Annotated in this window: 11 protein-coding genes; 7 read left to right on the top strand and 4 right to left on the bottom strand. The window is 62.0% G+C overall.

Translation table 11 applies throughout. The annotated features are described in order from the left end of the window. The 3 genes from M1B35_RS22615 to M1B35_RS22605 all read right to left on the bottom strand — a co-directional run. A partial coding sequence (locus tag M1B35_RS22615; RefSeq protein WP_268263128.1) for a two-partner secretion domain-containing protein occupies window positions 1–400 on the bottom strand: 400 nt, incomplete at its 3' end. A gap of 306 nt (window positions 401–706) precedes the next feature. Then, window positions 707–2,140, bottom strand: coding sequence for an RtcB family protein (locus tag M1B35_RS22610; protein ID WP_268263127.1), 1,434 nt, complete (start codon window positions 2,138–2,140; stop codon window positions 707–709). A gap of 224 nt (window positions 2,141–2,364) precedes the next feature. Next, window positions 2,365–3,405, bottom strand: a complete 1,041-nt coding sequence (locus M1B35_RS22605; RefSeq protein WP_268263126.1) for a zinc-dependent alcohol dehydrogenase family protein — start codon at window positions 3,403–3,405, stop codon at window positions 2,365–2,367. A 134-nt stretch (window positions 3,406–3,539) separates the two neighbouring features. Between M1B35_RS22605 and M1B35_RS22600 the strand changes: the two genes are divergently transcribed. The 7 genes from M1B35_RS22600 to M1B35_RS22570 all read left to right on the top strand — a co-directional run bounded on the left by M1B35_RS22600 (window position 3,540) and on the right by M1B35_RS22570 (window position 9,758). Then, the gene (locus M1B35_RS22600; protein WP_123336059.1) at window positions 3,540–4,019 is read left to right on the top strand and encodes an Lrp/AsnC family transcriptional regulator; all 480 of its coding nucleotides are present in this window, start codon (window positions 3,540–3,542) and stop codon (window positions 4,017–4,019) included. 543 nt (window positions 4,020–4,562) lie between these two features. Beyond that, window positions 4,563–5,243: a sensor histidine kinase gene (locus tag M1B35_RS22595; RefSeq protein ID WP_268263125.1), complete on the top strand. Its 681-nt coding sequence runs from the start codon at window positions 4,563–4,565 to the stop codon at window positions 5,241–5,243. Further along, a complete protein-coding gene (locus M1B35_RS22590) occupies window positions 5,240–5,890 on the top strand; it encodes a response regulator (protein ID WP_268263124.1) in 651 nt (216 codons plus the stop codon). Before M1B35_RS22595 ends, M1B35_RS22590 begins: the two co-directional genes overlap by 4 nt. A gap of 203 nt (window positions 5,891–6,093) precedes the next feature. After that, the gene (locus M1B35_RS22585; protein ID WP_268263123.1) at window positions 6,094–7,452 is read left to right on the top strand and encodes a hypothetical protein; all 1,359 of its coding nucleotides are present in this window, start codon (window positions 6,094–6,096) and stop codon (window positions 7,450–7,452) included. A 69-nt stretch (window positions 7,453–7,521) separates the two neighbouring features. After that, window positions 7,522–8,553 (top strand): hypothetical protein, encoded by a 1,032-nt coding sequence (locus tag M1B35_RS22580; protein WP_268263122.1) that lies wholly within the window; start codon window positions 7,522–7,524, stop codon window positions 8,551–8,553. A 265-nt stretch (window positions 8,554–8,818) separates the two neighbouring features. After that, window positions 8,819–9,268, top strand: a complete 450-nt coding sequence (locus tag M1B35_RS22575) for an Sbal_3080 family lipoprotein (RefSeq protein WP_268263121.1) — start codon at window positions 8,819–8,821, stop codon at window positions 9,266–9,268. A gap of 28 nt (window positions 9,269–9,296) precedes the next feature. Beyond that, window positions 9,297–9,758: a YccF domain-containing protein gene (locus M1B35_RS22570; protein WP_123336047.1), complete on the top strand. Its 462-nt coding sequence runs from the start codon at window positions 9,297–9,299 to the stop codon at window positions 9,756–9,758. A 401-nt stretch (window positions 9,759–10,159) separates the two neighbouring features. Here M1B35_RS22570 and M1B35_RS22565 read toward each other — a convergent pair whose 3' ends face one another. Continuing rightward, window positions 10,160–11,746, bottom strand: a complete 1,587-nt coding sequence (locus M1B35_RS22565) for a TerC family protein (protein ID WP_268263120.1) — start codon at window positions 11,744–11,746, stop codon at window positions 10,160–10,162. Window positions 11,747–11,930: the final 184 nt, after the last annotated feature.

The raw sequence follows: 11,930 nt of genomic DNA, 5'->3' as shown, positions 1-11,930 counted from the left end.
CGCCGTTGACCTCGTTAAGGATCACCGTGGCCGAACGGCCGCCCAGGTTGGGGTTGCCGAGGATGATCCCACCGAGCTGAGTTTCCTGGGTGCGGCTCGTGGCGTTGTTGAGGATCACCCCCTGCGAGCCAACGTTGTAATCGCTGAACTTGTTGTGGGACAGGCCGCCGCCATTGGGCTTGGCGATGTTGACGATGGGCACGCCATTGCCCGCCTGGCCGAGACGGGTGCCGCTGCCGTTGACCACGATGCCGTCGGCCATCACCCACAGCGGCTGCCAGAACATCAGGTTGGCCAGCATGAAGGCCAGTCCGCGCTTTGGCAGGCCCCAGAAGGAATGCCGGGATTGCAGGGCAGCAGAAGGCTGGCGAGCCAGGAAGGCAAACTGACGAACGTCCATGTTGTGTATCTCAAGTAAAAATCGGGATTAGAGGAGCAGGTCCTGGTAGCCGCTCTCGTCCTTGCTGCGCGGCCACCAGCCTTTTGGCCCTTCAACGGATGTCGATACTAGATTCGCCCAAGTCACCGACACATCAGGCACTTCTGAATGTTCAAAAAAACGCTTGATCGCGGCCAGAGCAGCAAACCGCCGCTCCCCAGCGCTCACTGAACGCTCTCAGATGCCTTTGTGTGTTCTGGCTTTTGATCCGCACGCCCAGCTCCCACAGCAATGGATGTGCGTACAGACCCAAAACGAGGGTGTGTGTTAGGCCTTGAAGGTCAAAATCGGCGAAAAGCGCGCCATCACCGATACCGTGCCCTCTTCCACCTGGGACTGGATCACCTGGCCAATCTCCTTGTAGGCGCCCGGTGCCTCTTCGATCATCCGTTCTTCCTTGGTGGTGATGCACTCCACGCCCTGCAGGCCGAGGAAGGCCTTGTCCTTCTTGGCTTTGAACACCACCTCACTGCGGGACATGGAGCGCCCCGCACCGTGGCTGGCCGAGCGCAGCCAGCGTTGATTGCCCAGCCCGGTGAGCAGGTAGGAATCGTGCCCCATGCTCCCCGGGATCAGCAGCGGTTGCCCGGCGTAGGCCGGTGTGGCGCCCTTGCGGTGGACATTGCCGTCTTCTTCGCGCAGCACGATGTTATGGGGCACGTCGACGATCAGCGGCGCCTCGATGCCCGCACCAAAGACTTGCCGCGTACGCTGGCGCACCATCTCGGCAATCAGCGCCCGATTGGCGTCGGCGTAATGGGCAGCGCTGTGCATGGCCAACAGGTACTCATCGGCCATGTCGCCAAGCAGGGCAAAGATTTTCGATTCAGGGTGCTTGATCCCCAACGGCCACAGGGCCTTGGCCTTGTCCATCCAGCGCCGGCCGACATAGAAGCCCACGTCCCGTGAGCCGGTGTGGATCATCATCACCACCTGCCCCACAGACAGGCCTTGGGCGAAACAGGCCTGGCGGTCCACCAGTTCGGTGACCACCTGGATCTCGACAAAGTGATTGCCGCCCCCCAGGGAACCCAGGCCCGGGTCGCGGAGGATTTTCCGCGAACGGTCCTGCAAGGCTTCCGGCGCGTAGTCGGCGCTGCCTCGGGCGAACGACGACTCATGCAGGCCCGACAGCTCACGCTGTAACTGGGCGAAATCCGCCCCGGCAAACAACCCGATCGGGTCCTGCTGCTGCACCTGGGCCCAGAAGTCCCCCAGTCCCGCTTGAAACAGTGCGGTCATGGCCGTTGGGCTGGTGGGGATATTGCGCGTGCCCTCCAGCAGATCCCCACGTACCAGGGCGGTCCACTTGGCTTTTTGCGCCATGAACTGCTCGTAGTTCAACCCCAGTTTGTGCAGGCGCATGCCGCAATTAATGTCGGTGCCGATGGCTTGCGGCACCACCATGTCGTGGCTGGTGACAATCACACTGCCCACCGGAATCGGGCTGCCGGTGTGGAAGTCGGGCGTGGCGCAGGCGCACTTCACCTCGCCGCCATGGGGGTGGGCGACCTTGGCGAAATCCATCAATTGGAGGATGGCTTTTTCTTCGATGGCAAAGTTCTCGGGCAGCAGCAAATCCACCTTGAGCCCGGCAGCATTGGTCGAAGAGATAGAAAGAGAGTTGGGATTCAGGCGTTCGATGGCCACCCCGGAACGGGCGAGCTTGTGCTGAATTCTTTTGAGAGGTGTCTGGGTCATTTTCAACTGCTTTTCTTGGACGCAACAAAACAACCACCCGATTGGTGGCTGGAATTGTCTGGTCAGCAGCGAAACGTAGACGGCGCGGATGATGAGGAATGGGAGGGTGGATGTAAAGACGGGCTGGGAGATTTTTTGCCAGGGATATCGGGGGCGGCATCGCTGGCAAGCCGGCTCCTACGTGGGTCAGCGACCGGCCTGATGAGCAATACCGCCCCCACGTTTTAGAAGCGATTGACCACCGTTACCCCTGCCACTTCGAACTTGTCCATGTTCATCAGCGCGTCGATCGACTGTTCCAGGCTGATGGTCTTGCCGATCAGTTTCTGTGGCTCCAGTTTGCCCGACTGCATCATGGCGAACATCGCGTCGTAGCGGTGCGCCTGCATGCCGTGGCTGCCGAGAATTTCCAGTTCCTTGGCGATCACCGTGCTCATGGGAATGATCGGCGTGCTCTGCTCGCCCAGCATCAGCCCAACCTGCACATGCTTGCCGCGTTTACGCAGGTTGCTGATGGAATTGAAGCAGGTCGTGGGGTGGCCCAGGGCATCCAGCGAGACGTGGGCGCCGCCCTGGGTGATGTCACGAACGGCCTCCACCACGTTCGCCACTTGGTTGGCGTTGACGGTGGCGACCGCGCCCAGGCTGCGGGCCAGTTCCAGCTTGTCTTCAGCGATGTCGATGGCCACTACGTTGGCGCCCATGGCGCTGGCAATCATCACCGCCGACAAGCCCACGCCGCCACAACCGTGGACCGCCACCCACTGCCCGGCGCGGACCTGGCCCTGGTCGACCACGGCGCGAAACGAGGTGACAAAGCGGCACCCCAGGCTGGCGGCAGTGGTGAAATCCAGGCTCTCGGGCAGTGCAACCAGGTTGATGTCGGCCTGGTGCAACGACACGTATTCTGCAAACGAGCCCCAGTGGGTGAAGCCGGGTTGGAACTGCCGGTCGCACACTTGGTGGTGGCCGGCACTGCACTCCGGGCAAGCGCCGCAACCGCCGACAAAGGGCACGGTGATGCGGTCGCCGACGTTCCAGCGGGTCACGTCCTTACCCACCGCCTCGACAATCCCTGCCAGTTCGTGCCCGGGCACATGGGGCAGTTCAATGTCGCTGTCGTGCCCGACCCAGCCGTGCCAGTCGCTGCGGCAGACGCCGGTGGCCATGACCTTGACCACCACGCCGTGATTCTCGGGCGTAGGGTCGGCGACGGTCTGGATGGTTGGCGGCGCGGAGAATGCTTCGAAAACCACTGCTTTCATGAACTACTCCTTATCTGAAACATTTCATCAGTATGAAGACGCTGAGTGAATTTACCTTTCTATTTGCCGTTGAATAATCGAAGAACTCGAAATAGCCTTACAGATCTCCAGCCGTTACTGAAAGGATCTTGCAGGTGGAAAAATTCGACAAACTGGACGCCGCCATTGCCGACCGCCTGCAGCAGGACGGCAAGCTGTCCAATGCCAAGCTGGCCGAGCAACTGGGGATGAGCGAGGCCTCTTGCTGGCGTCGGCAAAAGCGCCTGGAAGACGCTGGGGTGATCGAGGGTTACCAGGCTTTGCTGAACCGCCGAAAGCTCGGCATGGGGGTCATGGCTTTTGTGCAGATCGCCTGCACCCAGCATGGGGAAGAGGTCACCGCCGAGTTCGAAAACATCATCATCGCCTGCCCCAACGTCCTGGCTTGCCACAACACCACGGGCGAAGCCGATTTCCTATTGCAGGTGGTGGCCCGGGACCTGGACGACTACAGCCGCTTCGTGGAAAAAGTCCTGAGAAAACTGCCCGGTGTGCTGAGTATCTGCTCGAACATTTCCCTGCGAGACATCAAGGTCAGCAACACCTTGCCTCTCACCTACCTGACGTTGAGCTGACCCCCTGGCAGACGAGCCAAGGCCCGGCCCCGCCGAGTTGCGCGGCTCGATAGTCCAGGTGGCGCCATCGTGCGTCTCCATTGTCTCGAAACCTTTACAAAATTCCCCAGCCGGCGGGCGTATAACGGCTTCACCCGGCCACAAAACCCACGCTACACTCGCCCAGCTTAATTTCAATTAGCCATTATCCGTTACCTCATCACCACCTTCGGGCCAGGGCAGGCCAAGCAGGCGTGCCCTCCCCCTCGAGCTTCATTGCCGGAGGAATCGCCAGCCAGGATATTGCCCCATCGCCGGAGCACAGTCGGCCGAGCCCGGTTCAACACAGCCCGTTCGAAACAGGGAACCCCGAACGGCACCGGACATTCACGGCACAGGGCAACAGGCGCACTCTGAGCGGCAACCGCAACCTCTCGACACTGCCTCGACCCATCCCCTCCTGGCCACCTCCCGCACAACGGCGGCCATGGCCAGGAAGGCCAGCAGCACTGCACCTGTTCGGGCACTGCGCACGAACCTAAACGTCGTCAATGGAGACATGGAATGTCACGCCACCCCAAGTGTGTCCCACCGCCTGCCTGCCCGTCCCCTTTGGAGCACGAACGCCTGCGGATTGCCTGCCAACTGCACGATCACGCCGGACAGCATCTGGCACTGGCCCAACTGCGCCTGGCCGAACTGGGGGAGCAGGTTGCCGCCAGCGACGTCAAACCCTTGGTCGAAGAGGTCCAAGCGTTGATCCGCGAAGCCTCCAGCAGCCTGCGTCGGGTGCTGCATGACCTCGGCAACCAGGCACCGCCGCCCTTGGAACAAGGGTTGGCCAGGCTGGTTCGTGAACTCGGGGCGCGTTTTCCCGACGCTGCGCCCATCACCCTGGAGCTGCAGCACCTTCACAGCCCATTGCCCCCGGACACCACCAAGGCCCTGTTGCGCATGGCCGAGGAGTTGCTGAGCAATGTGCGCAAGCACAGCGGCGCCACCCAGGCCACCCTGCGCTGCACCTATCGGGACCGGCAGTTGACCCTGAGCGTCGAAGACAACGGCTGTGGCTTTCCACCGGGGGTCAGGGGCTCGTCCAGAGGCTTCGGCCTGTGCAGCATCGCCTTGCAACTCAAAGCCCTGCAGGGCTCGCTCGTGCTGGAGGGCAATGCAGGCCTGGGCGCTCGCGTGCACCTGCTGGTGCCAGGCCAACCGCTCGGCCGCGCAGCACGGGGTGCCTCATGACGCCCAGCCCGATGAACATCCTGTTGGCCGACGACCATGTGCTGTTTCGCCAGGGCTTGGCCGCGTTACTGGGCAAGGAGCCCGGACTGAAAATCGTCGGGCACGCGGCCAATGGCCTGGAAGCCTTGGCGCTGATCGCCGAACAACCTGTGGACCTGGTGATCATCGACCTTGAAATGCCGCTGCTGAACGGCATCGACACCATGCTGCGCGCCCAACGCAAGGCTCTGGCGCCGCGTTTTCTCTGCGTCTCGGCCCACGGCGAGCAACGCCGGGTCAGTGCCGCCCTGGACGCCGGGGCCTCGGGGTACCTGCTCAAGGACTGCGCCGTGGACGAGTTGCTCAAGGCCGTGCAGGCCGTGGCCCAAGGCAAGTTTTACCTGTCCCCGGAGATCGCCACCGCGATGGTCATCAGCCAGCGCTCGAACCCCGCCCGACAACCCGGTGGTGAAGGGCCTCCCTTGAGTCCGCGGGAACGGCAGATCCTCCAGTTGCTGGTGGAGGGCCTGACCACCCGGGACATTGCCGAGCGCATGCACATCAGCAGCAAGACCGTCAGCACCCACCGCGAGCACATCATGCGCAAGCTGGGGATCAAGGGCATTGCCCAGTTGACCCGCTATGCCCTGCGCGAAGGCTGGTGTTAATGCCCGGAGGCATCGGTAAACATACCGATGGGAAATCAGCCTCCTGGAGGCCGCAAATCAGCAGCAGGCGCAGATTCACGCACACCACCAACCCTTAGTCTTTTGTTCCCGGCGAGCGATGGATGCACCCCATCGAACGCTACTGGAGGTCGTGGCAGTGGCCACGATGCGCGGTTTTCCCAACCGATATGGAGCAAGACGACATGGCTAATGTGGATACGCTGGACTTGTGGAAAAAATGGATGGGAGAGCTGCAGGCAATCGCCCTGCCGGCTGGCATTGGCCCGCAGCAACAATTCAGTGCTGGCTCGACCACCCTCAATATCGATTTGGGCAATAGCGAGCCCGCCGTCGGCAACTATTACATCCATGGCCTCGGCGATGTGGTGCCGGCCAACAGCCCATCCTACTCGGCCGGCAGCAGCCTGCTTTCGAGCTATGCCACCTTCCTCGACTGGATCGATCCGGGCGCCGTGCTCAACCCGAACCTGACCAGCCAGGTGAACATCGCCACCGCCAATCTGAACTCGGCGCAAGACACCTTCACCACTGCCCAGGGCAAAGCCTTCAGCGCCTATAACACGGCTAAAAACATCTTCCCCAACATCCCGGCCTTCCAGGATTGGGTGGGGCAAAACTACCCGGCCTATGTTTCTGCGAACAATGCACTGATCGGCGCTGCCAGCGCCTATGACAGCCTGATGATCCAGGTCTACGGCCCCGGCTACACCGTCCTCCAGCAAGCCAGGACCAAAGTTGGGCTGAACGGCGCGCAAAGCCTGCTGGGCCAGAATGCCTTCAACATGAAGGTGGCCTCCGGCAGCATCGCCCCACCAGGCTCCCAGCCGGTGACGATCGGCGGCAACGCGCCAACGCCCACCAGCGACCTGGTTTTCTCACTGGCACCGTCCTACACCCTCCAGGCATTCGGTACCAAATACAGCGAGTGGCAAGCCGCCAGCGTCGCGGGCAAGCACCAAGCCGGAGGGTCGATCCGCATTACTTCCAGCAGCAACTCCTACAGCCTGGACCAGTTCGGCTGGAGCGCCTCCGCCAATGCCAGCCTGTTCGGCGACTTCTTCAACTTCTCTCTGGGAGGCTCCACCAGCGGCCAGAAAACCAGCATCAACACCAGCAGCAGCGACTTCTCCCTGCAAGTGGACTTCACCGGGCTCGGCAGCTTTTTCATCGCGCCAGGGCAATGGTGGGATGCCGGCCTGGTGGCCCTCAATCACAACCGTCTGAAGTCCGGCGCACCGGCATTTTTCGGCGACGGCGGCGCTTTGTCCGCGATCGCTACCCAAGTGGTGTTGGGTTTTGAACCCACGGTGACCCTGACCATGAACGCCAATGACTACAGCAACGTCAAAAGCAACTGGCAAGCCAACACCACCACATCGATCGGCATCGGTCCGTTCCGTCTCGGCTCCCTGAGCACCTCGACCAACGGCAGCAAGCAGGACATCCAGTTCAACGATGCCTCCGCCTCGGTGACTATCGGCCCACTGAGCAGCACCGTGCCAATCCTACTCGGCGTTATCAGCAATAAACTCGGCGTCTAGCCCCTGCCCGACTCCCCCTTGGCCACGACAACCAAGGGGGAGTCGAACGCACCACAAAGAGCCTGCCTCGTGCCGAACGACTCCTCGATCTGGCAGTTGTACCAACAGACCCTCACCGAGTGGGCACAGGTCGCCAGCGGCGAACTACTGTCCATCACCGCCATCAACACCTTCAGTGACCTGGGCAGCGCAGACCCCGGGATCCGCAACTGGAGCATCTACCAACTGGGCAATGCCATCCCCGCCCCCACGCCCAGTTACTCGCCACACAGCGACCTGTTTTCCGCCTACGGGGTCTACCTCGACTACCTGCTGAGCAGCGCGCCGCCGTTGCACCCGGCCGCGCCCGGCACGTCGCCGGCTATCCCGGTGGCGCCCTTGCCGATGGCGCTGGAGCAATACCAGCTGGCCTCCCTGCAACAACCGACCGCCGTCAATATGGCCGCCAACGCAGCGCAGGCCAGCACCTTGTTTTGCCCCAGCTACCGCCTGGACAACTGGGACCAGACACTGCCCACTTGGCGCAACAGCACCGCGGTGCTCAAGGGCCCTCGCGCGCGCCAACGATTGCTGCACCGGGCACGCATCCGCGTGTCGCCCGTGCCTCAACCCGCCTTGCTGGGGCAAACCCTGGGCGGAGCGCAATGGCCGCCCTTTATCGAGCGGCGCCCGAACACATCGTTGCAATCGACCTCGCCTCCGACGGGCGATACCTGGGTCGAGATGGATCTGTCCGTGGAGCAGTTTGGGCGCTTTCCCCTCAGCCCTGGTGCCTGGTTCAACCCGGCGCTGTTCGATCCCGGCCGGTACCCGCTGCCGGCGACCGCACCCGATTTTTTCAGCGCCAACGGCGCCATCGGCCTGCTGCCCAAAGGGGCACTGGTCGGCTTTCGGCCCAACATGACCTTGACCGCCCACAGCCTGGGGCAGGCCCAGGACTTGGCCAGCAATGTCATTCGCATAGGGCCGTTTCACGTCCAGGCCACGGCGGTGATCACTGGAGCGGGTACAGGTGAAGTGACGGTCCACTTTGCGGCGCAGGATTCGGACATACCGGTGTTGCTGGGGGTGCTTAGCCAACCGCCGTTGCCCACGTCGTAAAAACCTCAACGGTCTCTACCAACGTTCGCTGGCCCAATGCTCCGGCAGGCCGGCGACCAAGGAGAGCGCACCGTCGGTTTACAGGCCCGAGCTCGGCGCAATGGCCCCGCCCAACTCCAGCACCGTCACCGGCCCTGCGCGAAAGGTCGGGTTGCGCTCGCCCATGGTCACATTGGCTTGGCCGGTGCCTATGCGCCCTTCACCTGAATGGATAGCATATGGCCACCCCGCCCCCCCCCTTGGCGACCGACACATGGATGTTCTTATGCGCTCACTGCTCCTGCTTGGCGTTGTTTCGCTGCTGACCGCCTGCAGCATTACCCAGCACGTATCACCGGTGAACCCGACGCCCGCCGCAGGTAGCAAAATATGCCTGATCCCCGCTACCGGACTACGTGAGGGCTTCACCCAGGCCTATGGTCAGGCCCTGCAAAACAAGGGTTTCGAGGTGCTGACCCTGCCTTCTACGGCCCAGCCTGACGCCTGCCCGCTGTCCAGCCAGTACATCGGCCTGTGGCGGTGGGACATGGCGCTGTACATGGCCATGGCGCAGATCACTGTGTATCAGGACGGCAAGCCCATCGGCAGCGCCAGTTACAACTCGCAATCCGGCGGCGCACGCATGGACAAATTTATCAATGCGCAGGAAAAGATCGAGGAATTGACCGACCAGCTTTTCCCCGTGGGTGTACATCCGCTACCCTCCGCCCCGTGAAATCCATCTGCAATCAAGGAAGCGGCAAATGCGTGCAATCGGCAATTTTCTCTGGTTTATCCTCGGCGGCGTGTTTATGGGCCTGCTCTGGTGGCTCTATGGCCTGCTGGCGTTTATCAGCATCATCGGCATCCCTTGGGGCCGAGCCTGTTTTGTGATCGGCAGCTTCTCGTTCTTCCCGTTCGGCAAGGAGGCCATCAGCCGCAAAGAGTTGAATAACCGAGAGGACCTGGGCACCAGCGGCCTGGGCTTGATCGGCAACATCATCTGGTTCCTGGTGGCAGGCATCTGGCTGGCCATCGGGCACCTGTGCTCGGCCCTGGCATGCTTTATCACCATCATCGGCATCCCGTTCGGGATCCAGCACTTGAAGCTGGCCGGGATTGCCCTGGCGCCCATCGGCAAGACCGTGGTCAGCAAGGAAGTGGCTGCCGCTTCTCGTCGTTTCAACGCCGAGAGCGTGGCCCTGAAAGTGCGTCAACCGAACTGACAGGCATTAAAAAAGGCATCCAGGGATGCCTTTTTCAACGATAACGAAATTCAACGCATCAGCGGTCAGCCCAGAAGCGTCAGCATGACGATGGCGAACGCCGCCAATACCAGCAGCATCCCTGAGGCGTACATCACTAAACCTCGTCCCATCATCTGTGCTCCCCAGTAACCCAACGTTGTTGCCGCGGCTCTCTGATGGAGCCTGCGGTCTGAGGCGCATAGTAACCGCGAGTGACATCATTTTGACACGCCTCTCTTGAGGCGTTTTTTCATCTCCCGACAAATGGCGATTATCGCCAATTTAACGTCGCCAGTTTTCCAGCTACCCGACCTCGTTGAACCGCTCGCCAGGCAGCCTCAGCACAGGGTCGAGCGCAGCTCACACCGCGCTCGGGGCCATCAAGGCAGCGTGCTTTCCACACCCTGCACCGGCGCCAACGGCGACAGCAGCACTCGGGTCACCCGTCGCTCCTCCACGGCCGCCACCTGCAGGCTCCAGCCTTGCCACTCCAGGCGGTCGCCCTTGACCGGCAGACGGTCCAGCAGGCTCATCACCAAGCCGGCCAGGGTCTGGTAGTCCTCGGTGGCTTCGGCCTGGAAGCCGGTGCGCTGGCGGATCTGCGACAGGTTCAAGGCACCGCTGACCACAAAACCACCCTGCTCCTCGACAATGTCCGGCCCTTCGATTTCGCTGGCATCGGGCAGCTCGCCGGCAATCGACTCCAGAATATCGGTCATGCTCAACACGCCGACAAAGTCGCCGAATTCGTTGATCACAAAGGCAATGTGGGTCGAGGCCTTACGCATCTGCTCCAGGGCGTTGAGGATCGAAAAACTGTCCAGCAGGTTGATCGCCTGACGCGCCAGGTGTTCCAGGTTCGGCTCGTTGCCGGCCAGGTATTCCTTGAGCAACTCCTTCTTGTGCACGAACCCCAGGGGTTCATCCACCGCACCGTCGCGAATCAGCGGCAGGCGCGAGTAGGACGAATGCATCAGCTTGGTCCGGATCACTTCCGGGCTGTCGGCCAGGTCGATGTAATCCACATCGGCACGCACCGTCATCAGGGTGCGAATCGGCCGTTCGGCCAGTTGCAGCACACCGCTGATCATCACCCGCTCACGGCGGTCGAACAGCTCGGCGGTGTTTTCCTCACCGTTGTCCAGCAGGTCGGCAATCTCTTCGCCCACCTCCTCGGCGGCCAGCTTGCGCCCGCCCAGCAAGCGCAGAACCGCATGGGCGGTGCGCTCACGCATGGGGCGCAGGCCCTGCATGGACTTCTTGCGCCGCGCACGGGCGACCTGGTTGAACAGCTCGATGAGGATCGAGAAGCCGATGGCCGCGTACAGGTAGCCTTTGGGGATATGGAAGCCCAGGCCTTCGGCGGTCAGGCTGAAGCCGATCATCATCAGGAAGCCCAGGCACAGCATGATCACCGTCGGGTGTTCGTTGACGAAGCGCGTCAGCGGCTTGCTGGCAACGATCATCACGCCGATGGACACCACCACCGCAATCATCATCACCGACAGGTGCTCGACCATGCCCACGGCGGTAATCACCGCGTCCAGGGAGAACACCGCGTCCAGCACCACGATCTGCGCCACGATCGGCCAGAACATCGCATAGGCAGCATTACCGGTCCGCTGGCTGACGTGGCCTTCCAGGCGTTCATGCAATTCCATGGTGGCCTTGAACAACAGGAACACACCGCCGAACAACATGATCAGGTCACGGCCCGAGAAGCTCTTGTCGAACACCTCGAACAGCGGCTGGGTCAGGGTCACCATCCAGGAAATACTTGCCAACAGGCCCAGGCGCATCAGCAGCGCCAGGGACAGGCCGATCAGCCGCGCACGGTCACGCTGCTCCGGTGGCAGCTTGTCGGCCAGGATGGCGATGAACACCAGGTTATCGATGCCCAGCACCAGCTCCAGGACAATCAGGGTCAGAAGGCCAAGCCAGGCCGTGGGGTCTGCAATCCATTCCATATAAACGACGCTATCTCTCTAGTGATTTCAGACGGCCAGGCACGACCAGGCGTCAACCCTGGGCGAACGGCGAACGATGGGGCAACGTTGCACGGCAGACCCGGCAAGGGTGGGTGAGCGTCGAATGAAGGGTAGACCGGCTAGGCAGCCGAACCGCTGAGCGAGCGAAGGCCGCGAGGCGGAT

The organism is Pseudomonas morbosilactucae, assembly GCF_023241665.1.
GTDB classification, from domain to species: domain Bacteria; phylum Pseudomonadota; class Gammaproteobacteria; order Pseudomonadales; family Pseudomonadaceae; genus Aquipseudomonas; species Aquipseudomonas morbosilactucae.
Note: the sequence above shows the minus strand (reverse complement) of the source record. Positions and strands in the feature narration are given on the sequence as shown.

What these genes read in the sequence shown, in the direction of transcription:
- M1B35_RS22610 (WP_268263127.1), bottom strand. Translation starts at nt 2,140, where the DNA reads ATGACCCAGACACCTCTCAAAAGAATTCAGCACAAGCTCGCCCGTTCC.
- M1B35_RS22605 (WP_268263126.1), bottom strand. Translation starts at nt 3,405, where the DNA reads ATGAAAGCAGTGGTTTTCGAAGCATTCTCCGCGCCGCCAACCATCCAG.
- M1B35_RS22595 (WP_268263125.1), top strand. Translation starts at nt 4,563, where the DNA reads ATGTCACGCCACCCCAAGTGTGTCCCACCGCCTGCCTGCCCGTCCCCT.
- M1B35_RS22590 (WP_268263124.1), top strand. Translation starts at nt 5,240, where the DNA reads ATGACGCCCAGCCCGATGAACATCCTGTTGGCCGACGACCATGTGCTG.
- M1B35_RS22585 (WP_268263123.1), top strand. Translation starts at nt 6,094, where the DNA reads ATGGCTAATGTGGATACGCTGGACTTGTGGAAAAAATGGATGGGAGAG.
- M1B35_RS22575 (WP_268263121.1), top strand. Translation starts at nt 8,819, where the DNA reads ATGCGCTCACTGCTCCTGCTTGGCGTTGTTTCGCTGCTGACCGCCTGC.
- M1B35_RS22570 (WP_123336047.1), top strand. Translation starts at nt 9,297, where the DNA reads ATGCGTGCAATCGGCAATTTTCTCTGGTTTATCCTCGGCGGCGTGTTT.
- M1B35_RS22565 (WP_268263120.1), bottom strand. Translation starts at nt 11,746, where the DNA reads ATGGAATGGATTGCAGACCCCACGGCCTGGCTTGGCCTTCTGACCCTG.